The 24,447-nt window shown below is 71.9% G+C and carries 25 protein-coding genes and 1 pseudogene; 21 read left to right on the top strand and 5 right to left on the bottom strand.

Annotation, left to right across the window (positions count from 1 at the left end; all coding sequences use genetic code 11):
• Positions 1-15 precede the first annotated feature (15 nt).
• The 7 genes from E6W39_RS36190 (at position 16) to E6W39_RS36220 (ending at position 6,371) form a co-directional block, all read left to right on the top strand.
• Entirely contained in the window at positions 16-489 is a 474-nt protein-coding gene (locus E6W39_RS36190; protein WP_141637057.1) for a carboxymuconolactone decarboxylase family protein, read from the top strand.
• 289 nt (positions 490-778) lie between these two features.
• Entirely contained in the window at positions 779-2,734 is a 1,956-nt protein-coding gene (locus tag E6W39_RS36195) for a S53 family peptidase (protein WP_141637058.1), read from the top strand.
• 160 nt (positions 2,735-2,894) lie between these two features.
• Complete coding sequence (locus E6W39_RS36200) at positions 2,895-3,269, top strand: hypothetical protein (RefSeq protein WP_141637059.1); 375 nt, start codon at positions 2,895-2,897, stop codon at positions 3,267-3,269.
• 122 nt (positions 3,270-3,391) lie between these two features.
• The gene (gene mscL / locus E6W39_RS36205; protein WP_141637060.1) at positions 3,392-3,787 is read left to right on the top strand and encodes a large conductance mechanosensitive channel protein MscL; all 396 of its coding nucleotides are present in this window, start codon (positions 3,392-3,394) and stop codon (positions 3,785-3,787) included.
• A 137-nt stretch (positions 3,788-3,924) separates the two neighbouring features.
• Positions 3,925-4,827, top strand: a complete 903-nt coding sequence (locus tag E6W39_RS36210) for an adenosine kinase (RefSeq protein WP_141637061.1) — start codon at positions 3,925-3,927, stop codon at positions 4,825-4,827.
• 142 nt (positions 4,828-4,969) lie between these two features.
• Positions 4,970-5,314, top strand: coding sequence for a cupin domain-containing protein (locus tag E6W39_RS36215; RefSeq protein WP_141637062.1), 345 nt, complete (start codon positions 4,970-4,972; stop codon positions 5,312-5,314).
• A 7-nt stretch (positions 5,315-5,321) separates the two neighbouring features.
• Positions 5,322-6,371 (top strand): LacI family DNA-binding transcriptional regulator, encoded by a 1,050-nt coding sequence (locus E6W39_RS36220; RefSeq protein ID WP_141637063.1) that lies wholly within the window; start codon positions 5,322-5,324, stop codon positions 6,369-6,371.
• Positions 6,372-6,441: 70 nt separating this feature from the next.
• On the opposite strand, the gene E6W39_RS36225 is transcribed toward E6W39_RS36220, so the two are convergent.
• The 3 genes from E6W39_RS36225 to E6W39_RS40015 all read right to left on the bottom strand — a co-directional run bounded on the left by E6W39_RS36225 (position 6,442) and on the right by E6W39_RS40015 (position 7,858).
• Positions 6,442-6,978 (bottom strand): DUF3515 family protein, encoded by a 537-nt coding sequence (locus E6W39_RS36225; protein ID WP_141637064.1) that lies wholly within the window; start codon positions 6,976-6,978, stop codon positions 6,442-6,444.
• A 43-nt stretch (positions 6,979-7,021) separates the two neighbouring features.
• Complete coding sequence (locus E6W39_RS36230; protein ID WP_141637065.1) at positions 7,022-7,576, bottom strand: YceI family protein; 555 nt, start codon at positions 7,574-7,576, stop codon at positions 7,022-7,024.
• 108 nt (positions 7,577-7,684) lie between these two features.
• Positions 7,685-7,858 (bottom strand): hypothetical protein, encoded by a 174-nt coding sequence (locus E6W39_RS40015; RefSeq protein ID WP_181799602.1) that lies wholly within the window; start codon positions 7,856-7,858, stop codon positions 7,685-7,687.
• A 111-nt stretch (positions 7,859-7,969) separates the two neighbouring features.
• Here E6W39_RS40015 and E6W39_RS36235 point away from each other — a divergent pair, with 111 nt between their 5' ends.
• The 3 genes from E6W39_RS36235 (at position 7,970) to E6W39_RS36245 (ending at position 11,100) form a co-directional block, all read left to right on the top strand.
• Entirely contained in the window at positions 7,970-9,298 is a 1,329-nt protein-coding gene (locus E6W39_RS36235) for a serine hydrolase domain-containing protein (RefSeq protein WP_141637066.1), read from the top strand.
• Between the two features lie 92 nt (positions 9,299-9,390).
• Positions 9,391-9,915 (top strand): GNAT family N-acetyltransferase, encoded by a 525-nt coding sequence (locus tag E6W39_RS36240; protein WP_181799603.1) that lies wholly within the window; start codon positions 9,391-9,393, stop codon positions 9,913-9,915.
• Positions 9,916-10,020: 105 nt separating this feature from the next.
• Positions 10,021-11,100, top strand: a complete 1,080-nt coding sequence (locus E6W39_RS36245; protein WP_141637068.1) for a monodechloroaminopyrrolnitrin synthase PrnB family protein — start codon at positions 10,021-10,023, stop codon at positions 11,098-11,100.
• On the opposite strand, the gene E6W39_RS36250 is transcribed toward E6W39_RS36245, so the two are convergent.
• Positions 11,072-11,899 carry a class I SAM-dependent methyltransferase gene (locus E6W39_RS36250; protein WP_181799604.1) on the bottom strand — a complete coding sequence of 276 codons (828 nt, stop codon included), beginning with the start codon at positions 11,897-11,899 and terminating at the stop codon, positions 11,072-11,074. The two genes, E6W39_RS36245 and E6W39_RS36250, sit on opposite strands and share 29 nt — an antisense overlap.
• 178 nt (positions 11,900-12,077) lie before the next feature.
• On the opposite strand from E6W39_RS36250, the gene E6W39_RS36255 reads away from it, so the two are divergent.
• From E6W39_RS36255 to E6W39_RS36270, 4 genes are all read left to right on the top strand, one after another.
• Positions 12,078-12,704 (top strand): transglycosylase SLT domain-containing protein, encoded by a 627-nt coding sequence (locus tag E6W39_RS36255; RefSeq protein ID WP_141637070.1) that lies wholly within the window; start codon positions 12,078-12,080, stop codon positions 12,702-12,704.
• 123 nt (positions 12,705-12,827) lie between these two features.
• On the top strand, positions 12,828-13,928 hold the full coding sequence (locus E6W39_RS36260; RefSeq protein WP_141637071.1) for a sugar ABC transporter substrate-binding protein: 1,101 nt from the start codon (positions 12,828-12,830) through the stop codon (positions 13,926-13,928).
• A 12-nt stretch (positions 13,929-13,940) separates the two neighbouring features.
• Positions 13,941-14,720, top strand: a complete 780-nt coding sequence (locus E6W39_RS36265) for an ATP-binding cassette domain-containing protein (RefSeq protein WP_141637072.1) — start codon at positions 13,941-13,943, stop codon at positions 14,718-14,720.
• A gap of 77 nt (positions 14,721-14,797) precedes the next feature.
• On the top strand, positions 14,798-16,066 hold the full coding sequence (locus tag E6W39_RS36270) for a sugar ABC transporter permease (protein ID WP_141638166.1): 1,269 nt from the start codon (positions 14,798-14,800) through the stop codon (positions 16,064-16,066).
• On the opposite strand, the gene E6W39_RS36275 is transcribed toward E6W39_RS36270, so the two are convergent.
• Complete coding sequence (locus tag E6W39_RS36275; protein WP_267286720.1) at positions 16,063-17,457, bottom strand: MFS transporter; 1,395 nt, start codon at positions 17,455-17,457, stop codon at positions 16,063-16,065. The two genes, E6W39_RS36270 and E6W39_RS36275, sit on opposite strands and share 4 nt — an antisense overlap.
• 147 nt (positions 17,458-17,604) lie before the next feature.
• On the opposite strand from E6W39_RS36275, the gene E6W39_RS36280 reads away from it, so the two are divergent.
• The 7 genes and pseudogenes from E6W39_RS36280 to E6W39_RS36310 all read left to right on the top strand — a co-directional run bounded on the left by E6W39_RS36280 (position 17,605) and on the right by E6W39_RS36310 (position 24,441).
• Entirely contained in the window at positions 17,605-18,006 is a 402-nt protein-coding gene (locus E6W39_RS36280; protein ID WP_101378960.1) for a VOC family protein, read from the top strand.
• A gap of 65 nt (positions 18,007-18,071) precedes the next feature.
• Positions 18,072-18,961 (top strand): annotated as a pseudogene (locus tag E6W39_RS36285) (UTP--glucose-1-phosphate uridylyltransferase).
• A gap of 178 nt (positions 18,962-19,139) precedes the next feature.
• The gene (locus E6W39_RS36290; protein ID WP_141637073.1) at positions 19,140-20,057 is read left to right on the top strand and encodes a GHMP family kinase ATP-binding protein; all 918 of its coding nucleotides are present in this window, start codon (positions 19,140-19,142) and stop codon (positions 20,055-20,057) included.
• Positions 20,050-21,075 (top strand): pyridoxal-phosphate dependent enzyme, encoded by a 1,026-nt coding sequence (locus E6W39_RS36295; protein WP_141637074.1) that lies wholly within the window; start codon positions 20,050-20,052, stop codon positions 21,073-21,075. The genes E6W39_RS36290 and E6W39_RS36295 overlap by 8 nt, the downstream gene beginning before the upstream one ends.
• Positions 21,072-22,307 carry an ATP-grasp domain-containing protein gene (locus E6W39_RS36300; protein WP_141637075.1) on the top strand — a complete coding sequence of 412 codons (1,236 nt, stop codon included), beginning with the start codon at positions 21,072-21,074 and terminating at the stop codon, positions 22,305-22,307. The genes E6W39_RS36295 and E6W39_RS36300 overlap by 4 nt, the downstream gene beginning before the upstream one ends.
• Complete coding sequence (locus E6W39_RS40020) at positions 22,298-23,647, top strand: MFS transporter (protein WP_181799606.1); 1,350 nt, start codon at positions 22,298-22,300, stop codon at positions 23,645-23,647. The genes E6W39_RS36300 and E6W39_RS40020 overlap by 10 nt, the downstream gene beginning before the upstream one ends.
• On the top strand, positions 23,644-24,441 hold the full coding sequence (locus E6W39_RS36310) for an SAM-dependent methyltransferase (protein ID WP_141637076.1): 798 nt from the start codon (positions 23,644-23,646) through the stop codon (positions 24,439-24,441). The genes E6W39_RS40020 and E6W39_RS36310 overlap by 4 nt, the downstream gene beginning before the upstream one ends.
• Positions 24,442-24,447: the final 6 nt, after the last annotated feature.

Here is a 24,447-nt window from a genome sequence, read left to right on the forward strand (position 1 = left end):
GGCAAGGAGACCACCATGGACGCCCGGCTCAACATCTACGCCAGCCCCGTCGGCGGCAAGGTCACGAAGTACCTCAACGCGGCCGGCAAGGCGGTCTCGGACTCGACCCTGCCCGCCGCCACCCAGGAGCTGGTGAAGATCCGCGCCAGCCAGATCAACGGCTGCGGCTTCTGCACCGACATGCACACCAAGGACGCCGCCCACGCCGGGGAGACCTCGACCCGCCTCAATCTGATCGCCGCCTGGCGCGAGGCCACCGTCTTCACCGAGGCCGAGCGCGCCGCCCTGGAGCTGACCGAACAGGGCACCCGGATCGCCGACGCGGCCGGCGGTGTCACGGACGAGGCGTGGGCGAACGCCGCCAAGCACTACGACGAGGAGCAGTTGGCCGCGCTGGTCTCGCTGATCGCCGTGATCAACACCTACAACCGGCTGAACGTGATCATCCGCCAGCCGGCCGGCGACTACCAGCCGGGCATGTTCGGCTGACGCCGGCAGCCCCGGGTGGTGGTCCGCAGGACCGGCGGACCACCACCCGGTCCGGCAACGCGGGGCAACTCTGCGGTAACTCCGAGGCAAAGCTACGAATTGTGAGCAAACGTCAGGAGAAATAGGGGGTATTGGTCACGGCCCGTCGCCGCTATGCTCGGCTCCTGCCAAGCGAGGCACACCCCATGCGCAACCGGCTCAACTCCGGTTGCTGACGCCTGCGCGCACACGAGTGCGCCGGGCCTGACGGGGTGGTTGCTCGCGAACCTTTCCCAACGCAGGGGGGTACATGACCATCAATCGTGCCCAGTGGCGTGTTGCGACGAGCGTTGCGGCGATCCTGCCGCTTGTCGCCGGCGCGCTCGTGATCGGCATGCCGTCCGCCCAGGCGGACTCCGTTCCGCACGGCCGGGCCGCGCTGAACGACACCAAGCCGGCCTGGGCGACCAGCGCCGCCGACAAGGGCGCCACCGCGGACTCCGCGCCGGTGACCGCCCGGGTGTACCTGGCCGGCCGGGACCCGCAGGGCCTGACCGCCTACGCGCAGGCCGTGTCGGACCCGAACTCGCCGCTCTACGGCAAGTACCTGACGGCCGAGCAGGCGCAGGCCCGGTTCGGCGCCACCCAGGCGCAGATCGACGCGGTCACCAACTGGCTGAAGTCGTCGGGCCTGACGGTCACCGACGCCAACCAGCACTACGTCTCGGTCTCCGGTGACGCCGCCGCCGTGCAGAAGGCGTTCGCCACGCCGCTGCACGAGTACAGCAAGGACGGCAAGACCTACCACGCGCCCCAGCACGCCGCCTCCGCCCCGGCCACCCTGGCCGACGCGGTGCTCACGGTGACCGGCCTGGACAACGCGCCGCACAAGTCCACCCCGCAGGACACCCTGCCCGGCCCGACCGCCGGCTTCCGCAACGCGGGCCCGTTCTCCACCTACTACGGTCAGAACGTCGCCACCACGCTGCCGGACGCCTACGGCAGCAAGATCCCGTACGCCATCCACGGCTACACCGGCGAGCAGCTGCGGGCGGCGTACGGCGCGGGCAAGTACACCGGCAAGCACGTGACCGTCGCGATCACCGACGCCTACGCCTCGCCGACCATGGCGGCCGACGCGGCCAAGTACGCACAGCGCAACGGTGACGCGCCCTACCGCAAGGGCCAGTACAGCGAGGACCTGCCCGCCGCCTGGAACAGCACGGACTCCTGCGGCGCGTCCGGCTGGTACGGCGAGGAGTCGCTGGACGTCGAGGCCGTGCACGCGGTCGCGCCGGAGGCGGACATCAAGTTCGTCGGCGCGTCCTCCTGCAACGACCCCGACCTGCTGGACGCCCTCACCAGGGTCGTCGACAAGCACCTGGCCGACATCGTCTCCAACTCGTGGGGCGACGTGGAGGCCAACGAGACGCCGGACCTGGCGGCCGCCTACGACCAGACCTTCAAGCTCGGCGCGGTCGAGGGCATCGGCTTCTACTTCTCCTCCGGTGACAACGGCGACGAGCTCGACAACACCGGCAAGAAGCAGGTCGACAGCCCGGTCAACTCGGCCTGGGTGACGGCGGTCGGCGGCACCTCGCTGGCCGTCGGCAAGAACGACAAGTACGAGTTCGAGACCGGCTGGGGCACCGGCAAGGCGCTGCTCTCGGCCGACGGCAAGAGCTGGGAGAGCCTGCCCGGCGCGTTCACCGGCGGCGCCGGCGGCGGCACCAGCTCGCTGACCCCGCAGCCGGCCTACCAGGCCGGCGTCGTGCCGGACGCGCTGGCCAAGGCCAACGGCAGCACCCCGATGCGCACCGTGCCGGACATCGCGGCCGTCGCCGACCCCAACACCGGCTTCCTGGTGGGCCAGACCCAGACCTGGCCCGACGGCAGCGTCTCCTACGACGAGTACCGGATCGGCGGCACCTCGCTGGCCTCGCCGGTGCTCGCGGGCATCCAGGCGCTGGCGCAGCAGGCGCAGCACTTCCCGATCGGCTTCGCCAACCCGGCGATCTACGCCCGCTACGGCTCGCCGCTGTTCCACGACGTGACGGACCACCCGCTGGGTGCCGACAAGGACATAGCGGAGGCCCGGGTCGACTTCGCCAACGGTGTCGACGCCTCCGGCGGTCTGAAGACCTCGGTGCGCACCCTCGGCAAGGACTCCTCGCTGCAGGCGACCGAGGGCTACGACGACGTGACCGGTGTGGGTTCGCCCGCCCCCGGCTATGTCGCCTCGTACGGCCCGCAGTTCAAGCACTGACAGCCGCACCCCACCTGGCACAGCCCCTGGACCCCCGTGGTCCAGGGGCTGTTCCGCGCTCAGGAGCCGATCTGCGGTCAGAACCGCCGGAAGCCTTGCCCACCGGCCCCCGGGGCTCGATCGTTGGACGTGAACCAGTTCTGCGAAGGGGACGCGGACCATGGCACGGGGGAGCGCCGCGCGCACGCGGCGCGGTGACTTGCTGCGTGCTGCGCTCTGGGGCGGCAGCGCGCTGGCGATCGACGGGGTGCTGCTGTGGGCGGTGTGGCTGCCGGGCCTGCCAGTGGGTGCGGTCGACGGCTCGTTGGCCGAGTTGGAGGTCCAGTCGTCGGTGAACCGGACGGTGCTGCTGCTCCTGCTGGTGGGGGCCGGCGCCGGGATCGGGGCGCTGGCGGCCGGCTACTGCCCCTCCGGTGCCCGGCGGCTGCGCTGCGCGGCGGAGGGTGCGCTGCTGGCGCACCTGGCGATCCCGGTCTTCCTGCTGGTCCGCTGGATGATCTACCCGCCGGCCCTCGCCCCCTTCGACCACCTCTAGTTGACCGGCCTTCAGACGCGCTGCCCCGAACGGCGGCGGCCCTCACCCGGACGGCCGTGCCGACGCGCCGTCCGGGGTGCGGCGCTGAACGCTGGAGGGGTCGCGACATCGAGGAGGCTGTGATGTTCAAGGGCTTCAAGAAGTTCGTCATGCGCGGGAACGTGGTCGACCTGGCCGTCGCCTTCGTCATGGGTGCCGCGTTCGTGGCGGTGGTGAACAGCCTGGTCAACGACCTGCTGACGCCGTTGATCGCCGCGATCTTCGGCAAGCAGGACTTCTCCGCGCTCAGCTTCACGATCCACCACAGCCTCTTCCGCTACGGCGCCTTCATCAACGCCGTCATCTCGTTCATCCTGATCGCCGCCACGCTCTACTTCTTCGTGGTGGCACCGCTGAACGCGTACAACGATCGCAAGCGCCGCAAGGCCGGACTGCCGCAGGCCGAGGAGCCGCTGACCGAGGTCGAGCTGCTCACCCAGATGCGCGACCTGATGCGCACCCCGCCGCCGCGCGTCTGATCCACGCTCGTCCACCGAAGGCCCACCCGGCGACGGGTGGGCCTTCGGCATGTTCCGGGCCGGTCGGACGACCCTATGATGACGCAAATACTTTCGGAAAGTTTCCGAAACACCTTGCTTCACTCGGAGGGGACCTGATGGAACGTCAGACCGATGTGCTGGTGCTGGGCGGCGCGGGAGTGGACAGCATCGTGCACGTCCCCGAACTGCCGCTGCCGTACGCGGACAGCTATCCGGTGCCGCGCATCGAGACCCGCGCCGGGCAGACCGGGGACTTCGTCGCGCTCGGCCTGCACGCGCTCGGCCTGCGCACCCACCATCTGGACCTCCTCGGCGACGACCACGAGGGCGAGTTGGTCCGGCGGCTGCACCGGGACCGGGGGCTCGCGCTGACCACCTTCCCGCTGCCGGGCGGCACCCGACGTGCCGTCAACCTGGTCGGCCCGGACGGGCGCCGGCTCTCGCTCTACGACGCCTCGCGCACCGAGGCGGCCGACCGGCTGCCCGTCGAGGCGGTCCGCGCGCTGGCGGCCGCCAGCCGCCATGTGCACGTGTCGATCACCCAGCCGTGTGCCGAGGCGCTGCCGGAGCTGGGCGGGTCGGGAGTGACGGTCTCCACCGACCTGCACGACTGGGACGGCTCCGACTCCTACCACCAGCCGTTCGCCGACGCGGCCGACCTGGTCTTCGTCTCCACCGCCAAGCTGGCCGACCCGGAGCGGACCATGCGGCGGATCGTCGAGCGCGGTCGGGCCCGGGCAGTCGTCGCCACGGCCGGCGCCGAAGGCAGCTACCTGCTGGTGGACGGCGAGTTGACGCACACGCCGGCCGTGGCGCCACCGGACCCGGTGGTCGACTCCAACGGCGCGGGGGACGCGTTCGCCGCCGGGTTCCTGTTCGGCTGGCTGGCGGGGGAGTCACCGCAGCGGTGCGCGCGCTACGGCGCGATCACCGGGGCACACGCCTGCACCGTGCCGGCCACCGGCGTGGATCCGCTCGGGCGGGCCGAACTGCTGGCCCGGGCCGCCCGGTTGGGCTGAGCTGCGCCGCCGTTCGGCAGCTGCTGCCGAACGGCAGGTTTTGCCATGCGGCAGATTTTGCCAAACGGTCGACCAACGCGGATGCCGAACCGGATAGCGTGCGAAACATCCACGAAGTGACGCCCGCGAAGGGGGCATTGCCATGCGCGTGATCGATCTGGTGGCAACGGCGGCCGAGTTGCCGCAGGTCTGGACGTCCGACCAGGTGGCCCGGGTGGGCACCGGCGAGATCCGGGTGCTGCGCATGGACGGCGCTGAACTGCCGTGGGAGGTCCACGAGATGGACGAGGCGCTGATGGTGGTGACCGGTCGGCTCAACCTGGAGCTGGCCGGACTGGAGGTGCCGGTGGGGGCCGGTCGGCTGATGGTGGTCCCGGCGGGCACCGACCACCGGGTGGCGGCGGGCAGTTGGGGCACCCTGGTGCTGCTTCCGGCCGCACCTGTCACAATGGCCCCCGATCCGGGCCGGACCACCGAGACGCCATGAGGTGAGGATGAGCAGCACGCAGCGACCCGTGGCCGCGGCGGGACGGGCGCCGGCCCGGCCCACCCTGGAGGAGGTGGCGGCGCTGGCGGGGGTCGGCCGCGGCACCGTCTCCCGGGTGGTCAACGGCTCACCCCGGGTCAGCGAGAAGGCCAGGGCGGCGGTGCGGCAGGCGATCGACGAGCTGGGCTATGTGCCCAACCGGGCGGCCCGCACCCTGGTCACCAGCCGCACCGACGCCATCGCGCTGGTGGTGCCGGAGGCCGAGACCCGGCTGTTCTCGGAGCCCTACTTCGCCGACATCATCAGCGGGGTGTCCGCCGAACTCGCCGACACCGAGATGCAGTTGCTGCTGGTGCTGGTCCGCGACCAGCGGGAGCGGGACCGGCTGTCGGCCTACCTGCGGGCGCAGCGGGTGGACGGCGTGCTGCTGGTCGCGGTGCACCGGGACGATCCGCTGCCCGGAGTGCTGGAGCAGCTGCAGATCCCCACCGTGCTGGCCGGGCGGCGCGGTGAGCGGGAGACGCTCAGCTGCGTGGCCGCGGACAACGCGGGCGGGGCTCGGACTGCGGTGCGCCACCTGCTGCGCCGCGGCTGCCGGCGGATCGCCACCATCACCGGGCCGCTGGACCTGGAGGGCGCGCAGGCCCGGCTGGCCGGCTACCAGGAGGCGCTGGCCGAGCAGGGCCTCGACGACGTGGGGCAGTTGGTGGCGAACGGCGACTTCACCGAGCGGGGCGGCCGGGCCGCGATGGCCGAGCTGCTGGAGCGGGAGCCGGAGTTGGACGCGGTCTTCTGCGGCTCGGACGTGATGGCCGCCGGCGCCCTCCAGGTGCTGCGGGCGGCCGGGCGGCGGGTGCCGCAGGACGTGGCGCTGGTCGGCTTCGACGACTCCATCGTGGCCCGGCACACCGATCCGCCGCTCACCAGTGTCCGGCAGCCGACCGAGGAGATGGGCCGCACCATGGCGCGGCTGCTCCTGGCGGAGATCGCCGAGCCGGACCGGGCCCGCCGCCAACTGGTGCTGCCCACCGAGCTGGTGGTGCGGGACTCGGCCTGACGAGCCGTCAGCCCGGGCCGGTGCCAGGTGGTGCTGCCGCTCAGCCGGCCGCTGCTGTAGTGGCCGGTGCTCAGTCGATCGGGTCGTTGAGGTTCCCGTTCTGGTCGGGGATGGTTGCCAGCACCACCGGCGAGACGGGAGCCAGCGGGTCGGCCGGGTAGCGCGTGGCGCCCTGGGGCACGGCGACCTCGACGTACAGCTGGTGCAGGGTAATGGTGAACTTGTAGCCGCCGTGCCCGTCGCCCTCCTGGTACCACGGGACGCCGTCCACGCCCGGCCCGGTCTTGTACCTGTTCGCGCCCTCGAGCGAGGCCGGGCGCGGCACCCCGCAGCGCAGCACGGTGCGCGGCGAGGTCGCCCAGACCGCCACATACGGTGACGGGTCGGTGCGCGGATGGCCCTCGAAGGTGGCGGGCAGCTGCTTCATCAGCGCCTGGCAGGGGCCGACGGCGTCTGCGGGGAGCTGCGGCGCGGTGGTCGGCGGCTGGTACGGGCCGGTCATCATCACGGCGGCGACGCAGCCGAGCAGGACCACCGGCGGCGCCAGCCAGCGCACCGGCGCCGGGACGGCCTGGAGTGCGCGCAACGGGCGACGGGATTCGGACACCGGCCGATGGTAACCCGGCGCCTGTTGCGCGCTCCCGCCCGGGTCAGTCCTGGCGGATCGCGGAGACGTCGAACTCCAGCGTCACCTTCTCACCGACCAGGACACCGCCGCCCTCCAGCGCAGCGTTCCAATTGATGCCCCACTCCTTGCGGTTGATCGTGGTCGACCCGGTGAAGCCGAGCCGCAGGTTGCCGTACGGGTCACGGGCGGAGCCGTCGTACTCGACCTCCAGGGTGACCGGCTTGGTGGTCTCCTTGATCTTCAGATCGCCGGTGAGGCTGAACCTCTCCCCGCCCTTGGACTCGATGCCGGTCGAGGTGAAGACGATGTCCGGATAGGTCGGGGCGTCCAGGAAGTCATTGGTGCGCAGGTGCTCGTCCCGCTTCGCGACGCCGGTGTCGATGCTGGCGGTCTTGATGGTGAGCTCGGCGCTGGACCTGGCCGGGTCGGCGCCGTCGATGGTGGCGCTGCCCTCGAACTCGCCGAAGTAGCCGTGCACCTTGGTGACCATGGCGTGGCGGGCCACGAAGCCGATCCTGGTGTGGGCCGGGTCGAAGACGTAGCGCCCGCTCAGCTCGGCGGGGGGAATCGTGGTCATGCGCAGCTCCGGGGGGTTCGCGGGTTCGGGCACCCACGACGGTAGGCGGCTCGCCCGGCGTTCCCGCCGCTACGGCACGGGCCGCTGGGCGAGCCGCCCCCGGATGGGCTAGCGCAGCTGCGGCGGCGGGCTCGGCGGGCTGCCGGGGTCGGGGTCGCTCGGGTCCGGCGGCGGCACCGGTGACGGCGGGGGCACCGGGCCGGGCACCGGCGGCAGCGGCTCGGGAGGTATCGGCGGGTGCGGGGGAGCGGCGTCCGGATCCGCCGGGAAGGGGATGGTCATGATCGGTCACCTCACTGTGCCGCCTACCCGGCGATCCCACCCCGAACCACGCGGACGGGGGGAGATAGGCTCCCGACCATACGTTCGTCTTGACCTGGGGAGGGGTCGGGGATGCTCGACGGCCTGGCTGAGTACTGCACCAAGGCGCTGGGGGAGCACGACTGCCCGTCGGTCTCGATCGCGGTGGCCCGGCGCGGTGAGGTGGTGCTGGACCGCGCCTACGGCTGGGCCGACATCGAGGGCCGACGCGCGGCGACCACAACAACTGCCTATGCCGTGGCCTCGATCAGCAAGGCCGTCACCGCAACTGCCGTCTGCGCGGCGGCAGATGACGGGCTGTTCGAGCTGGACGACCCGGTGCCGGGCCCGGACGGCGAACCGGCGCCGACGGTCCGGCAGTTGCTGCGGCACCGCGGCGGCGTGGGCGCGTACTACGACTTCCACTACGCGGACACCCCGCGGCCGATCGACAGCGACCGCTACCAGGTGCGGTTCCGCGAGCCGGGCAGCGGCTTCGAGTACGCCAACCTCGGCTACCACCGGCTCGGCCGGCTGCTGGAGCGGGTCGGCGGCCGCAGCCTGGGGGACTGCCTGCGGGAGCGGGTCTTCGAGCCGCTCGGCATGGCCGACACCCACCTCGCCGACCGCTACCCCGGCAGCGCCCCGATCGCCCGTCGCTACACCCCGGACGGCCGGGCTTACCCGCCCGTCGCCAGCAGCGGCACTCCGGCCGCCTCCTCGGTCTGGACCACCGCCGCCGACCTGGCCCGCTTCGGCCACCTGGCACCGAGCCTGCTGCGCCCGGAGACCGCCACCGCGGCCGTTGCGGCGCCGCCGATCACCGAGCACGCCGGCTACGGCCTCGGCTGGATCGTCTCCACCGGCTACGGCCCGCAGATCCGCAGCCACGGCGGCGGCATGGGCGGCGTCGCCGCCATGCTGATCGCCGCACCGGAGCAGGAGCTCTCGGTCGCCGTGCTGACCAACAGCACCAACAAGGCGGCTCGGGACGCCATCGTCGAGCACGTCATGACCGAGCTGGTCCCCGGCTACCGCACCGAGCAGATCACCCCGTTCGCCGCCGACCCCGCCCGGCCGCTTGCCCTGCGCGCCGGCAGCCGATGGGCCGGGAAGATCGTCACCGCAGAAGGTGAACTGCCCATCAGGATGGAGATCCTGACGGAGGATCAGATATCGTTCGCGCTCGGCGGCGAAGCCGTCACGGCCCCGGCCGGCGCCCATGCGGAGATCGGGCTGCGCGCCGTCGCGGAGCTCCAGCTCCCCACCGCCGACGCGCAGCTGAACAGCCCTTTGCTGGGGCTGGAGTTGAACGAGGTCGACGGCCGGCTGGTCGGCCGCGCCGTCGCCTGCAAGGCGTCCGACCGCACCGGCTGGCTGGGCAACTTCCTGCCGCACCGGTGTGAGCTGGATCGAGTCTGACCTCGGTGACCTCGCACAGTTCACCGGGTTTGATCGAATAGTTTCCGATCGGCCGTCGCGAGGTTCAGGACATGCGCTGAAAAATGGGCCGCATGCCTACGTTCAACGTCACTCCCGGCGTCGCGGACGCCGCCGAGCTCGGTCGTCTGCTGCTGACCGCCTGGCTGGAGACCTATCCCAATCCCGACGCCGGGATCGACGAGGCCTGGATCCGGGCTGCGCAGGGCCACCAGGCGACGGAGCAGGGCATCGAGCGCTGGCGGGCCTTCCTCGCCGACGTCGAGCGGGCGCCGGGCGACCACTTCTGCCGGGCGGTGCGCGGTGCGCCGGACGGCCCGCTGATCGGGATGGTCTGCGGGCTGCGGGCCGAGGAGGTCAGCCTGGGGCCGATGTACCTGCTCGGCCCGGCGCAGGGGCGCGGGGTCGGCAGTGCGCTGATGGCCGAGTTCCTGGCCTGGGCCGGGCCTGATCCCATTGCCCTCTGGGTGACCGAGCACAACCAGGCGGCCGTGCGGTTCTATGCGCGGCACGGGTTCGCGGCGACCGGCGAACGCCAGGTGTGGAAGGAGCGGCTGCCCAATCTGCGGATGGTCCGCCCGGGCGGTGGCGTGCGGTGACGGGCCCGTTTCGCCAGGTCATCACCATGATCAACATCTTGGGGGCGGCTCCGGCCGGCGCGGACGCGCGTGCGAGAGTTGAGGGCAGAAGGGGACGAGATTACCGTGCAACTGTCTGAAGAATTCTGCGCCGCGGTGGCCGCCGCCGACCCGCTCGGCGCCGATCGGGTCCTCGCCGCCCTGCCCGAGGTGAACGAGCGGGGCGACCTGCGCCGGCTCGCCGCCATCCTCACCGAGCTCGGCGAGGCCGCCGCCCGGGCCGAACTGTTCACGCTGAAGGACCGGTTGGCCGCGATGCGTGATCTCGGGATGCTGCTCGGCTCGTTCAAGCGGCACGGCACGGAGCCGCTGGCCGCCGTGCCCGCGGTCGAACCGCTGCTGCTGCGCCTCGGCGACGAGACCGACATGGTGCCGCGCGACACCGTCTTCCACTACGGCGCCTGGAACCCGTCCGGCGGCCGGCAGCGGATGTACACCGGCGCGTTCGAGGAGGGCGTGCTGATCGAGTCGGTGCGAGTCAGCGCGATGGGCCTGGAGCGGTCCGCGCTGGAGCTCGCCGCGCTCGACTGCCTCGACCCGGCGGATCCGCAGTACGCCGAGACCCTGGCCCGGGCCACCGAGAGCTTCATGGTGCTGCCCGAGCAGATCGGTCGGGTGGCCGAACTGGTGCCCCCGGCCGAGTTCTTCATCGCCCGGCTGCGGCCGTACATGGAGGACGTGGCGGTCGGCGGCCAGACGTTCTACGGCCCGGCCGCCGCCCATGTGCCGCTCTACCTGATCGACCACCTGCTCTGGTCCAGCGACCGGGTGGATCCGGAGCACGCCGCCCTCCAGCAGGGGCTGCTCGACTACGGCCTGCCCGAGTGGGGCCGGCTCCACCGCAAGCGGCAGGGCTGCGAGTCGGCGGTCAGCCAGGTGGTCCGGGCGCTGCTGGCGGCCGGCCGCGAGACCGCGCCGCAGCTGCTGGCGTCCGGTCACGCGGTGGCCGAACTGCTGCGCTCGCTGGTGGTGTTCCGCGGCCGGCACCTGCGGTTGGTCCGTGACGCCTACACCGTCGAAAGCCCGTACACCACCGGCAGCGCCGGCGCCGCGCCCGAGGTGGTGAAGCTGGTGCTCGACCTCACCCGGGACTGCGAGCGCCAGTTCGCCGGGCCGGTCAGCCCGGCCGACGACCCCATGCCGTGACCATGAAGTTCGGCGTGTAGCGGATCTCCTGACACTGGATCAACTCCAGTGCCTTGTCCAGCTCTTGGGCGGTGATCAGCCCACCGGCCAGCAGCGGGGCGCGCAGCTGGCGCAGGGTCAGCACCAGGAACGGGGTGCCACCGCGCAGCAGCGGTGCGTGCACCAGGGCGCCGATCTCGGTCAGCCCGGCCCGGGCCAGCGCGTCCGGCAGCCACCGGCCGCAGCCGGCATCGCCGCCGGCACCCCCGAAGACGGCCTGCAGCGCCGAGTACAGGCGCTCGGCCAGCCCGGTGTGGCCGGCCGGCCAGTACCGGGCCACCGCGGCCGCCATCGCGCCCTCGATGTCGAAGTCCTCGACCACCACCCAGCCGCCCGGCCGGGTCGCCGCGGCCAGTCGGTCCAGCGCCTGCTCGCGGGCCGGCAGGTGCTCCAGCAGGGCCCGGGCGTGCACCAGGTCGTAGGCGTCGGCGGGCAGCGGGTCGGTGAGCAGGTCCTGCCGGCGCACCGTGAGGTTGGGCAGGCCGTGGCCCTCGGCGAACCGCGGGTCCAGGTCGATGGCCAGCACCGAGCCGCGGGCGCCGACCCGCTCGGCCAGCCAGCGGGCCACGCTGCCGGCCCCGCAGCCCACCTCCAGGCACTGCCAGCCCTCCGCCACGCCGAGCCCGGCCAGCCGGTCCAGGGTCACGCCGTCGTAGACGGCCTCCAATGCGGCCAGCCGCTCGTGTTCGCGCTCCCACTCGCGGTCGAAGACATAGCGGTCGGCGGTGTCGGGCCGGCCGTCGCATGCGCCATCGGTCACCGGTGCTGTCCCTCCAGGGTGTCGATCCCGTAGTTGTTGATCTTCGACTCTAACCCGTGCCGACCTGCGGCCGTTCCGGCGGGCCGAGCGTGGGCATCGGGCAAGATGGCCGGTGAGGATCGGGCGGGCGTGAGCGGAGGGCGGGCAGGTGCGCGGATTCGGGCGAGTGGTGGTCGGCATGGCGGCCGTGCTGGTGCTGGGTTTGGCGGTGCACGGGGTGAAGCACGACGGCGGTACCGGCCGAGCCGCCGCGCCGACGGCAGCGGCCTCGGCACCGGGCGGTCCGCCGGGCAGCCCGTCGGCGAGACCCTCGTCGGACTCCTACGACCCGGCGCACTTCGCGGCGCAGGTCAAGGCACGGGCCGGGCAGGCCGGGATCGACCCGCAGCTGCTGATGGCGATCCTCTACAACGAGTCCTACAAGCCGCACGATCCGGCCGCCGAACGCGCCTGGCAGGCGCTCAAGCCGGACGCGGCGTTCGGCATCGCCAACATGCACCGCGCCGCCTTCGACGACACCAAGGCCGGGCGGGACTTCGCCGACCGGCGCTGGGAGGAACTGCCCGACGACCCGGACCTGGCCGTCGAGACAGCCGCCTGGTTCCTGCACGACCTGGCCGCCCAGCTGCCCGCGCACCCGGCCGCCGGCCTGACCCGGGACGAGCTGCTGGCCGTCGGCTACAACGCGGGCGCGGGAAACATGCTGGCCATCGCCCGTGGCACCACCCCCGGCCCGGCCGCCCGCTCCTACCTGGACCAGCTGCACGCCAACTGGGACAAGGCGGCCCGAGCACTGGCCGGCTGAACCGGCCTCACCGGTTGCTCCCAACGGGTGTGCTTCAGCCCGTTCGGCCCAGTCCGCCTCGTGGCGGGCGGCGAACGGTTCGCAGACTCGCGGCAGGGGGTGAACTCGGACCGGGAGGTTGCCATGAACGAGGTTCTGCGCCACGCCGCCGCCACGGCCGGGATAACCGCCCTCGCTTTCGGGGCGGCTGCCTGCGGCAACGCCAAGCAGGCGGGCGGCGGCGGCAGTGCCACCGGCTCGGCCGCGGCGACCACGATCGGCCTGCTGCTCCCGGAGTCCAAGACCACCCGCTACGAGCAGTTCGACCGCCCGTTGATCGAGGCCCAGATCAAGGCGCTGGCCCCGAACGCGACCATCGACTACTACAACGCCAACCAGGACGCCACGGTCCAGCAGACCCAGGTGGACACCGCGCTGACCAAGGGCGACAAGGTGCTGATCCTGGACGCGGTGGACGCCAAGGCGATCCAGTCCTCGGTGCAGAAGGCACATGACGGCGGCGTCAAGGTGGTGGCCTACGACCGGCTCGCCCAGGGCCCGGTGGACGCCTACGTCTCCTTCGACAACCGCAAGGTCGGCCGGCTGCAGGGCCAGGCGCTGGTGGCGGCGGTCGGCGGCAAGGCGGCGAACGGCCAGATCATCATGATCAACGGCTCGCCCACCGACCCCAACGCGGGCGAGTTCAAGGCCGGCGCGCGCAGCGAGGTCGACGGCAAGCTGAAGATCGGCAAGGAGTACGACACCCCGAACTGGGACCCGAACAACGCCAACCAGGAGGCCAGCGCCGCTATCACCGCGATCGGCGGGGCCAATGTGGTCGGCGTCTACGCGGCCAACGACGGCATGGCCGCCGGCATCGCCACCGCGCTCAAGGCGGCCAACCTGAGCGTGCCGATGACCGGGCAGGACGCCCAGCTGGACGCCGTGCAGCGGATCCTGCTGGGCACCCAGACCATGTCGATCTACAAGCCGTACAAGCCGGAAGCGAACACCGCGGGCACCATGGCGGTCGCCCTCGCCAGGGGCGAGGCGCTCGCCGCCTCGGTGGCGCCGACCACCGCCGTCAACGGCAGCAACACCGCGGTCAAGGCCGAGCTGATCGCCCCCACCGTGCTGACCAGGGACAACATCAAGAGCACCGTGGTAGCCGACGGCCTGTACACCGTCGCCCAGATCTGCACCCCGGACTACGCGGCCGCGTGCAACGCGGCCGGTCTGCACTGACAGGGGCCAGCCATGACAGCCGGTCCGGTTCTGGCGTTGCGCGGGGTGTCCAAGCGGTTCGGTGCCGTGCAGGCGCTGACCGACATCCAACTGGAGGTGACCGCCGGCGAGGTGCTGGCCCTGGTCGGCGACAACGGCGCCGGCAAGTCGACGCTGATCAAGGCGATCGCCGGGGTGCACCAGCCGGACGACGGCGTGATCGAGTGGGAGGGCCGGCCGGTCACCGTCCACCGGCCGCAGGACGCCCAGAACCTGGGCGTCGCCACCGTCTACCAGGACCTGGCGCTCTGCGACAACCTCGACGTGGTCGGCAACCTGTTCCTGGGCCGCGAGCTGACCCGGTTCGGGGTGCTGGACGAGGTGGCGATGGAGAAGCGCTCCCGGGCGCTGCTCGACACCCTGTCGATCCGGATCCCCAGCGTGCGGATCCCGATCGCCTCGCTCTCCGGCGGCCAGCGCCAGGTGGTCGCCATCGCCCGCTCGCTGATCGGCTCGCCCAAGGTGGTGCTGCTCGACGAGCCCACCGCGGCGCTCGGCGTGGAACAGACCGCCCAGGTGCTGGACCTGGTGGAGCGGCTCCGGGACCAGGGCCTGGCGGTGCTGCTGATCAGCCACAACATGGCCGATGTGATGGCCGTCGCGGACCGCGTCGCGGTGCTTCGGCTCGGCCGCAACAACGGGGTCTTCGCCCGGCGGTCGACCACCCAGGAAGAGATCATCTCGGCCATCACCGGCGCCACGGACAACGCCGTGACCCGCCGCCAGGCCCGTGGCACGGAGGGTTCCGCATGACCGACGCCCCGAACGCCCAGCGCACGGAAGACCGTCACGAGGACGGCGGGCCGCACCACGGCCTGCCCGAGGAGTCGATGCCCACCGGCGGGGTCAACGCACCCGTCCCGGTCGCAGCGGAGGCCACCCCAGCGGTGGACCCGCGGCTGATCGTCCGCCAGGAGGGCGTCAAGGGCTACCTGGGTGAATTCCGGCGCCGGCTGAGCAGTGGTGAGCTCGGCTCGCTGCCGGTGATCCTGGCCCTGATCGTCATCTGGGCCGTCTTCGGCAGCCTGAACAGCAGCTTCCTGTCGGCGCAGAACCTGTCCAACCTCTCGCAGCAGATCGTCGGCACCGGGATGATCGCGATCGGCGTGGTCTTCGTGCTGCTGCTCGGCGAGATCGACCTGTCGGTCGGCTCGGTCAGCGGCCTGTGCGCGGCGATCTACGCGGTGCTGGAGGTCACCCACGGGGTCAACCAGTGGCTGGCGCTGCTCTGCGCGCTCTGCAGCGGCGCCGCGGTCGGCCTGGTGCAGGGCTTCTTCTTCGCCCGGATCGGGGTGCCGGCCTTCGTGGTGACACTGGCCGGGAACCTCGGCTGGAACGGCCTGATGCTGCAGGTCCTCGGGGCCAGCGGAACCGTCAACCTCAGCGGGCGCGACATCGTCTCGCGGCTCTACAGCACCGTCTACGAGCAGCAGATCGCCGCCTACGGGCTGGCCACCGCCGGAGTGGCGGTGTTCCTGGCCGCCTCGCTGGTCGACTCGGCGCGGCGGAGGGTCAACGGGGTGCCGTCCCGGCCGGTCACCGACATCGCGCTGCGCACCGTGCTGCTGGCGGTGGTGGCCTACCTGGCCGCCTACACCCTCAACCAGTACAAGGGTCTGCCGCTGGCGCTGGTGGTGTTCCTGGCGTTCATCGTGGTGCTGGACTTCGTGCTGCGCCGCACCGGCTACGGGCGGCAGGTGTTCGCGCTCGGCGGCAACATCGAGGGCGCCCGGCGGGCGGGCATCAACGTCGCCCGGATCCGGATGTCGGTCTTCATGATCTGCTCCACCATGGCGGCGATCGGCGGGCTCTTCCTGGCCGCGCAGATCCAGTCGGCGAGCCAGACCTCCGGCGGCGGCAACCTGCTGATGAACGCGATCGCGGCGGCCGTGATCGGCGGCACCAGCCTGTTCGGCGGGCGGGGGTCCACCTGGTCGGCGCTGCTCGGTGCGCTGGTGATCGGCTCGATCCAGTCCGGCATGAACATCGAGGGCCTCAGCAATGCCATCCAGTTCATGATCACCGGTGCGGTGCTGCTGGCCGCCGTGGTGATCGACTCGCTGGCCCGCCGCACCCAGAAGGCCGCGGGGCGGGCTTAGGGCCCGGGCCGGGTTCGGGTGGTGGCGAGGGCGAGGACCGCGAAGGCGAGCAGGGTGGCCGCGGCGGCGCGCGGGCCGGCGGCCGGCCCGGGCACCAGGTGCAGCGCCAGGGTGACCGCCGCGACACCCACCGCGGTGCCCAGGCTGCGGGCCATGTTGACCATGCCGCCGCCGGTGCCGGCCGCCGAGCTCGGTATCGACCGCATCACCTGGGTGTTGTTGGCCGGGATGTAGACGCCCAGCGACAGCCCGAGCAGGGCGAGCGGCAGCGGCAGCAGTGCGGCGTCGGCGGGCAGCACCACCAGCAGGACCAGCCCCGCCACGCCGCCCAGCGCGCCGGCCCGGCCGCGCTGCCGGTCGCTCCAGCCGGGCGGGAGCATCCGCTCGGCCGCAGTCGCGGCCAGCGCGAACCCCAGTGGCAGCGCGGTCAGCACCAGGCCGGTGGCCAGCGGTGAGCCGCCTCGGTGCGCCAGTGCGGCCGGCACCAGCACCAGCGGGCCGAACAGCACCAGATAGCCGCAGAGCCCGCCGAACAGGCCGGGGCCGAGCCGCCGCTCCCGGAGCAGCGCCAGATCGATCAGCGGGTGCGGGCAGCGGGCCTGGCGACGCAGGAACGCCCACCCGGTCAGCAGCGCGGCCGCCCCGAGCAGCGCCGCCGACCAGGCCGGCAGGCCCAGCCCGGAGGCCACCGAGAGGGCGAGCAGCGCGGCGGTGCTGGCGGCGGCCAGCAGCAGCACGCCCGGCCGGTCGATCCTGGTGGCGGCGGCGCACTGCCGGGTGCGCGGCAGCAGGTAGTGGCCGGCCGCCAGGGCCAGCACACCGACCGGGACGTTGACCCAGAAGACCCAGCGCCAGTCGAGCGCGCCGACCAGCACGCCGCCGATGGTCGGGCCGAGCGCCAGCCCCAGCGCCTGGCCGGCCGCCTGCATGCCGAGCGCGGCGCGCATCCGGCCCGGCGGTGCGCTGGTGGTCACCAGGGCGACGCTGTTGGCCTGGAGCAGCGCGGCGCCGATCGCCTGCACCACCCGGAACAGCACCAGCGCGGCCAGCGTGGGGGCCAGTCCGCAGGCGGCCGAGGCGGCGGTGAAGACCGCGAAGCCGTAGAGGTACATCAGCTTGCGGCCGCGCACGTCGGAGAGCCGGCCGATCGGGACCAGCAGGGCGGCCAGGGTGAGCAGGTAGGAGAGCGAGACCCACTCCACGCCGGCCGGGCCGGCGTGGAAGTCGGTGCGCAGCGGCTGGTAGGTGAGGGTGACGATGCTGGCGTCCAGCTGGCCCATGAAGGCGCCGAAGCAGACCGTGCCCACCGCGAGCCGCCAGGCCCATCGGGACTCCCGGACCAGCTCGGGCCGGGCGCGCTCGGTGGTGAGCAGTGTGCGCACCGCGTTCACGAATCGACCCCCGTGTCTCGTCTTACCTGTCGGGAACAGAGTACCTCGGTTACCGACATAATCGGCAGGGGAGGTGTCCGGCACACGGGGTCCCGACTGTGAGCTGCGGCCCTTGGTCATGATCGTGCGGGGCGGTAGCGTCCGATCATGATTGATTCGACGATGACCATCCGGGTGGCCAGGCCGTCCCGGGATCTGGCCGCGGCCGAGCGCTTCTACGTCGACGGGCTCGGCCTCGGCGTGCTCTGGCGGACCACCGAACGGGTCTCGGGTGAGCACGATCTGCTGATGGTCGGCCCGGCAGGCGGCGCCTGGCACTTCGAGCTCACCCACGATCCGGAGAATCCGCTCGACCCCACGCCCACGGTGGACGACCTGTTCGTGGTCTACCTCGGCACACCGGTCGACGAGAAGCTGATCGAGCGCCTGCTCGCCGCCGGCGGCACCCGGGTGCCCGCCCACAACCCCTACTGGGACCGCTACGGCGTCACCGTCGCCGACCCGGACGGCTACCGCCTGGTGCTCTGCTCGCGCGGCTGGTCTGCCTGACCCTCCGTCAGACGGGCCTGCGCGGCGCCGGCCGGACCGGCCAACACCGCTGGTAGCGTCGGGACATGACCACCACTATCCGCCGGGCCGTGATCCCTGCCGCCGGTCTCGGGTCCCGACTGCTGCCGCTCACCAAGGCCACCCCCAAGGAGATGCTGCCGGTCGGCGACAAGCCGGTGATCGAGCACACCGTGCGCGAGCTGATCGCCTCCGGGATCACCGACATCACCATCGTCGTCTCCGAGAACAAGGACCTGATCCAGCGTCACTTCCGGCCCAACCCGCGCTGGTGGACCAGTTGCGGGCGGCCGGCAAGGACGCCTACGCGGACGCCGTCGAGGAGGTCGGCGAGCTCTCCCGGGCCGGCCACCTCACCTACCTCGACCAGTACGGCCCGTACGGCAACGGCACCCCGGTGCTGAACGCCGCGCGCAACCTCGGGGACGAACCCATGCTGGTGCTCTGGCCGGATGACGTCTTCGTCGCCGAGGTGCCGCGCGCCCAGCAGCTGATCAAGGCCTTCGAGGAGACCAACTGCCCGGTCCTGGCCCTGATGCCGATGGAGCGCTCGGAGTCCCACCGGTACGGCGTGCCGGTGGTCAAGGAGGACCTGGGGAGCGGGCTGCTGCGGATCACCGGGCTGGTGGAGAAGCCCGAGCCCGCCGCCGCGCCCTCCGAGTACGCGGCGATCGGCGGCTACGTGATCACCCCGGCCGTCATCGAGGAGCTGCGCCGACAGACCTCCCGCTGGTACGAGCACCGCACCGGCGAGGTCTACCTGACCGATGCGATCGCCGCCTACGCCGCCGAGCGCGCCGTCTACGGCCAGGTGATCCAGGGGTGCTGGTACGACACCGGCAACCCGTTGGCCTACCTGACCGCGCAGTTCGCCGCCGCCCTGGCCGATCCCGAGTACGGCCCGGCGCTGCGTCGGCTCGCCGCCGAACTGAGCTGAGTGGGTTGATGCCCTGAGGCGACATCACGATGTGTGTCGAGTGACTGGTGAGCAGGGTTGACCGCTTGAGGTGCGCGACTTACGGTCGGGACATGCCAAAGGCCCGGCAACATCGGTCATAAAAACGCACACGGAGCAGCCGTGAAGGACTCGTTCAGCGCCGGAACGAATTGCGACCATGGACGTTAGGCAGGCCATCGACTCCGGTCGCGCGGTCGACACCATGGAACTGGTCGCCCATGCCGCCGCCCACGGCTCACTGGGTGAATTGTGGCAGGGGCCGGTGCCGTACCGGAATTCCGAGCGCATCGGCCTGGTCACCCTTCCGATCCTCAGGCACAGTTATGCCAGCTTCTACGCCGGCGGTGGCGCGGACGGTCCATTTGCGCCGCTCACCGCGAAGCGGCAGCTGGCCATCACCCTCTATGCCCGCAGGTACGGTGTGGCCGAGCCGACCGGGTACTGGGAGTTCACCTCGGACCTTCCGATCGGCCACGGGATGTCCAGCTCGACGGCCGATGTGGTCGCGGTGCTCAGGTGCCTTGACATGATCTTCGACAATGCCGAGGATCCCGAGGTCACCCGGTCGATCCTCGGCCGGATCGAGCGGTCCGATCCGATTTACCGGGACCAGTACTGCCTTTATCTGAGCGGTGCCCAGGTGGCCGTTCGGGAGTACGAGTCCAGCATTTCCTACAACGTCTGCTACACCTATGCGGGAGCCCCGGTCCGCACCCGGGACTTCGACGAGCCGTACCTGTTGCGCGAGTACCGCGAGCGGATCGGCGACTATCGGGAGTCGCTGCGGCGCCTCGATGACGCGCTGGTCCGGCAGGACGCGGCGGCGGTGGCCGCGGAAGCCACCGAGTCGGCCCGGCTGGCGCAGGCATATCTGCCGAATCCGCTGGTCGGCGATCTACTGCGGGATCATCGGGAACTCGGTGGGATCGGTGTGATCCGGGCGCACACCGGAACCGTGGCGGGAATCCTCTTCGACTCCGGTCCGGATGGTGCACGACGCACCGAGGTGAGCCGCTACTTCTTGGCCCGTGGACGGCGATGTTACTTCACCCGAGGGGGCTATCCTCTTGTTTGACCACATTTCCGATGCCTATGCGCAGCCGGCCCTGGTGCGGTTGCGCCCCGGGCTCTACGGGCTGCGCTTCGAATCCATGAAGGTGGCGTCCGCACTCGGAGCGGTGCGGCAGCTGATGGCCGACGGGGTCATCGAACCGGGGGACACCCTGGTGGACAGCTCCAGCGGCGTCTACGCCTATGCGCTGGCGCTCGCCTGCCGGCGGTACGGCTTCTCCTGCCACATCGTGGCCTCACCCATCGTCGATCCGACGCTGAAGGCCCAACTGCGCCTCCTGGGCGCCACGGTGGACCAGCCCAGTCAGACCGACGACCCGTCGCAGGACCAGGCCGGGCGCGTCGAACGGGTCAAGGAGTACGTGAAGAACAACGAGCGCGCCCACTGGATGCGCCAGTACCACGACCGGGTGCACTACCACGGCTACACCATCGCGGCCCGGCAGATCACCGACGGCCTCGCCGCGGACCGGATCACGCTGGTGGGCGGCGTCGGCTCCGGGGCGTCCACCGGTGGTCTGTCAACCGCCTTGCGGCAGTCCGGTGTTGACGTAGAGGTCGCCGGTGTCCAGCCGTTCGGCAGCGTCTCCTTCGGCAGCCAGGACGTGGAGGACCCGGAGTTCCTGATAGCCGGCCTCGGCAGCGGCATCTTCTTCGGCAACATCGACTACTCGGCCTACCGCACCATCCACTGGCTGGACTTCAGCTACGCGCGCTCCGGCAGCGTCGAACTCCTGCGTGACCACTGCGTCTTCGCGGGCCTCTCCAGCGGCGCCTCCTACGTGGTGGCGGACTGGCACGCCACCCGCCTCGGCGGCGACGAGCGCCACCCCGTTGTCTTCGTGATCCCGGACACCGGCCACCGCTACGTCCAGGCCGTCTACAACGAATCGCCCGTCGTCACCCGGGACCGGGCGCCGCTGGCGATCGACGGACCCGAAAGCCTCCGACTGCCCTGGTGCCTGACGGACTGGGAACACCACGGCCACCGCTTCTCCCGGCCCGAAGCCGACCCGTCGTGACCAGGGTGGTCATGCTGGAGGCCCTGGCCTTCGGACTCGACCGGATCTCGGCAGCCGGCCGCCGCATGGGCGTCGAACTCTACCTCTTCACCTTCGACCGACCTTACTACCAGCGGCAGTTGGCCTCGGACGACTACATCCGGGTGGTCGATGTCGACACCTTCGACCGCGATGCCGTCCGGGCCGCCCTGGACAAGGCGGGCCCGGTGGCGGGGCTGGTGTCCAACACGGACACCTGGGCCAGGACCGCCGAACTGCTCGCCCAGGAGCGCGGTTTCGCCAACGTCCTGACGGACACCGAGCGGCTGCGCGACAAGAACTGGGTCAGGAACCGGGTGGTGGAGGCGGGCCTGAGCCGTGGCCGGGCCGTTCGGGGGTCCGACTGGGAGCCGGAGCGGCACGGCGAGCAGGCCGACGCGTTCGTGGTCAAGGACGCCGCCGGGACCGGGAGCCGGCACGTCCTGTTCGCGGACACGGCCGCGGCGGTCGGTGCCGCGATCCGGGCCCTGGCCGCGCAGGGAGTCGAGCCGGGGCGGATCACCGTGGAGCCGTACTTCCACGGCCCGCTGTACAGCGCCGAGACCTACACCACGCGGGCCGGAACGGTGCTGTTCGGCGTCAACAGCCGTACCGTGTCCGAGCTTCCGCAGTTCCGCGAGCTCGACCTGAGCTACCCGGTCGGACGCGGCAGCGTCTGGGAGCAGTCCGTCCGCCGCTGGGCCGCCGACGTACTGGCGCGGATCGGCCGCGGCATCGGGCCCTCCCACATCGAATTCGTGGACACCGCGCACGGGTTCGAGCTGGTGGAGGTGAACGCCCGACTCGGCGGCGGACGGATCGGCGAGGGGATCCTGCGGGCGACCGGATTCGATCCGTTCCAACTGCTGCTCCACCAAGCGCTGCAGGCCGACCTCGGGGACGGTGCGCTGCGGGCGGCCCAGGTCGGCGCCACCGCCGGCGGGTTCGCCCAGGTGCTCAAGTACGCCGCGCGGACCGGGCCGTTGGGGAGCATCGACGGCACCGGGCAGCTAGCGCGGTTCCCCGGCGAGGTGGAGTGGCATCCGGTGAAGGACCCGCAGTCGGTCATCGACGGTGTCGAGGACCAGCGCGGCTGCTACGGCTTCCTGACGGCCCTCGGACCGTCGCCCGAAGCCGCACTGCAGCGCGCGCACGCCGCCGCCCGGCAGATCCGGGTGGAGCGGCCCGACCGGGACGGCCACCGATGCGGCTGACCGCGTCGGCCCGGCGGTTCCGGCTGCCCGCCTGGTGCACCAGGCCCGTTCTGGTGCTGCTCCTCGCTTCGTTCATCAGCAGTGTCGGAGTGCTGCTGTTCGCGCCCTACCTGGCCCTCTACCTGCACCGCGACGAGGGCCTGCCGGCCGGCCTGGCCGGGATCGTCCTCGGGCTGAGCTACTGGAGCACGCGGGCCGTCGGCCTGGTCGCCGGCGGCCTGGCCGACCGCTTCGGCCCGGTGCGGGTGATGGTGGCGGGCAACGCCGTGCGAGCGGTCGGGGTGCTGCTGCTGACCGGCACCAGCCCGCTGCAGATCACGCTGGCGGTGCTGCTCGTCGGCGGGGGAGCCGGGTTGTTCTTCCCGATCTCGAAGGCCTGCCTGCTGCGGCTGGTCGACTCCGAGTCGCAGCTCAAGGCCCTCGCCGCACGCAATGTCTGCGCCAACGCCGGGGTGGCGATCGGGCCGCTGGCCGGCATGGCGGTCTTCGCGCACGGGCCGGCGCTGCTGCTGGACGCCGCCGCGGTCGTCTTCGGCGGCCTCACCCTGGTGCTGCTGGTGGTGCCGGAAGGGCCCCGCAGGCCGGCGGGCGTCTCCTACTGGTCGTCGGTCGCGCGGGTGCTGGCCAGCCGGACGGTGATCGTCGCAGTGCTGGCCACCACCGTCCTCGGGGCGGCCATCGTCCAACTGGAGAGCGCGTTCCCGCTGCTGGCCGGCCAGGGCGCGCCCGCCACCGTCGGGATCCTCTTCCTGGTGAACGCCGGGATGGTGATCGTCGCGCAGCCCGCGCTGGTCAAGGCCGTTGCCCGGTTCTCGGCGCGCTCCTCGATGTCGGGCGGGCTGCTCTGCTTCGCCGTCAGCTTCGCCGTGGCGGCCGCCGCGGGCGGCCGGTGGCTGTGGCTCGCGGCGGCGGTGGTGGTCTTCAGTATCGCCGAGGTCTGGGTCAGCCTCTGGATCGACGACCTGGTCCGCCGGGAGGGCGCCGACAACGCCGCGACCATCTACGGCATCTCCGGCCTCGGCGATGCCTTCGGCGGCCTCGCCGGCGCCATGGTGGGCGGCGTCCTGGTGGCCGCCGACTCGGGCCTGGTCCCCGGCGTCCGCAACAGCTACTGGCTGCTCGGGGCCGCCGTGCTGGTGGCCATGGCGATCGGGCAACTGCTGCTGCCCAGGGACCAGTTGAAACATGGCCGGTCAGCGGAGGGCCGGTCGGCGGAGGACCGGTCGGCGGAGAGCCCTCCCAAGGAGAGCCCTCCCAAGGAGAGCCCTCCCAAGGAAAGCCCGCCCAAGGAAAGCCCGCCCAAGGAACTCCCGTCCGAACAGAGAGAGGCAAGCCTGTGACGATCACAGTCGTGGGAATCGGCTACGGCTCGGACACCACCGCGGCCGTGGCCGAGGCGATCGGAGCGGCCGATGTCCTGATCGGACACCCGGTCTTCCTCGCGGCGGTGGACCACCTGGTCCGGCCCGGCGCCGAGTGCTTCGACGTGCTGGACCAGGCGACGCCACAGGAGGACGTCTTCGCCGTCCGGACCAGGGTCGCGGCCGAGCGGTCGGCGGCGGGGGCACAGGTGGTCATCGTCTCGGGCGGCGACCCGGGACTGCTCGGCATGGCAGGGCCCGCGCTCTCCAACCTGGAGCGCACCGGGCGGGCCGACGAGATCCGGGCGATGCGGGTGCTGCCCGGGCTGTCGGCCTGGCAGTACGCGTCCGCCGCGCTGGGCTCGCCGTTCAACTCGGGCCTGGCGGTGCTGTCCCTGTGCCTCTACGGCCACACCGAGGAGAAGATCACCCGGCAGATCGCCGGAGTCGCCGCCAGCGGCCTCGGCATCGTCGGCTACATGGTGCGGCACAACGGCGAGGACCACCCCGAGCTGTTCCCCACCGATGAGCCGCCCGCCGAGATCTCCCGCCGCCGTTTCACGCTGCTGCGCGACGAGTTGCTGAAGTCGCGCGATCCGCAGACCCCCGCCTTCCTGCTCACCGGCCTCGGCGGGGCCGACGGGCACCAGCTCGCGACCGTCCCGCTGAAGAGCGCGCTGGACCTGTGGGAGCAGGCCGGGCCGGAATCGATCGTCTGCGTCCCGGCCGAGGAGTACCAGCAGTCGTCCGGCCTCATCTGGGCCACCACCTGACCTCCG

Origin of the sequence: Kitasatospora acidiphila, assembly GCF_006636205.1 — a bacterium.
In the GTDB taxonomy this organism is placed as follows: domain Bacteria; phylum Actinomycetota; class Actinomycetes; order Streptomycetales; family Streptomycetaceae; genus Kitasatospora; species Kitasatospora acidiphila.

What these genes read in the sequence shown, in the direction of transcription:
- E6W39_RS36190 (WP_141637057.1), top strand. Translation starts at nt 16, where the DNA reads ATGGACGCCCGGCTCAACATCTACGCCAGCCCCGTCGGCGGCAAGGTC.
- E6W39_RS36195 (WP_141637058.1), top strand. Translation starts at nt 779, where the DNA reads ATGACCATCAATCGTGCCCAGTGGCGTGTTGCGACGAGCGTTGCGGCG.
- E6W39_RS36200 (WP_141637059.1), top strand. Translation starts at nt 2,895, where the DNA reads ATGGCACGGGGGAGCGCCGCGCGCACGCGGCGCGGTGACTTGCTGCGT.
- mscL (WP_141637060.1), top strand. Translation starts at nt 3,392, where the DNA reads ATGTTCAAGGGCTTCAAGAAGTTCGTCATGCGCGGGAACGTGGTCGAC.
- E6W39_RS36210 (WP_141637061.1), top strand. Translation starts at nt 3,925, where the DNA reads ATGGAACGTCAGACCGATGTGCTGGTGCTGGGCGGCGCGGGAGTGGAC.
- E6W39_RS36215 (WP_141637062.1), top strand. Translation starts at nt 4,970, where the DNA reads ATGCGCGTGATCGATCTGGTGGCAACGGCGGCCGAGTTGCCGCAGGTC.
- E6W39_RS36220 (WP_141637063.1), top strand. Translation starts at nt 5,322, where the DNA reads ATGAGCAGCACGCAGCGACCCGTGGCCGCGGCGGGACGGGCGCCGGCC.
- E6W39_RS36230 (WP_141637065.1), bottom strand. Translation starts at nt 7,576, where the DNA reads ATGACCACGATTCCCCCCGCCGAGCTGAGCGGGCGCTACGTCTTCGAC.
- E6W39_RS40015 (WP_181799602.1), bottom strand. Translation starts at nt 7,858, where the DNA reads ATGACCATCCCCTTCCCGGCGGATCCGGACGCCGCTCCCCCGCACCCG.
- E6W39_RS36235 (WP_141637066.1), top strand. Translation starts at nt 7,970, where the DNA reads ATGCTCGACGGCCTGGCTGAGTACTGCACCAAGGCGCTGGGGGAGCAC.
- E6W39_RS36240 (WP_181799603.1), top strand. Translation starts at nt 9,391, where the DNA reads ATGCCTACGTTCAACGTCACTCCCGGCGTCGCGGACGCCGCCGAGCTC.
- E6W39_RS36255 (WP_141637070.1), top strand. Translation starts at nt 12,078, where the DNA reads ATGGCGGCCGTGCTGGTGCTGGGTTTGGCGGTGCACGGGGTGAAGCAC.
- E6W39_RS36260 (WP_141637071.1), top strand. Translation starts at nt 12,828, where the DNA reads ATGAACGAGGTTCTGCGCCACGCCGCCGCCACGGCCGGGATAACCGCC.
- E6W39_RS36265 (WP_141637072.1), top strand. Translation starts at nt 13,941, where the DNA reads ATGACAGCCGGTCCGGTTCTGGCGTTGCGCGGGGTGTCCAAGCGGTTC.
- E6W39_RS36270 (WP_141638166.1), top strand. Translation starts at nt 14,798, where the DNA reads ATGCCCACCGGCGGGGTCAACGCACCCGTCCCGGTCGCAGCGGAGGCC.
- E6W39_RS36280 (WP_101378960.1), top strand. Translation starts at nt 17,605, where the DNA reads ATGATTGATTCGACGATGACCATCCGGGTGGCCAGGCCGTCCCGGGAT.
- E6W39_RS36290 (WP_141637073.1), top strand. Translation starts at nt 19,140, where the DNA reads ATGGACGTTAGGCAGGCCATCGACTCCGGTCGCGCGGTCGACACCATG.
- E6W39_RS40020 (WP_181799606.1), top strand. Translation starts at nt 22,298, where the DNA reads ATGCGGCTGACCGCGTCGGCCCGGCGGTTCCGGCTGCCCGCCTGGTGC.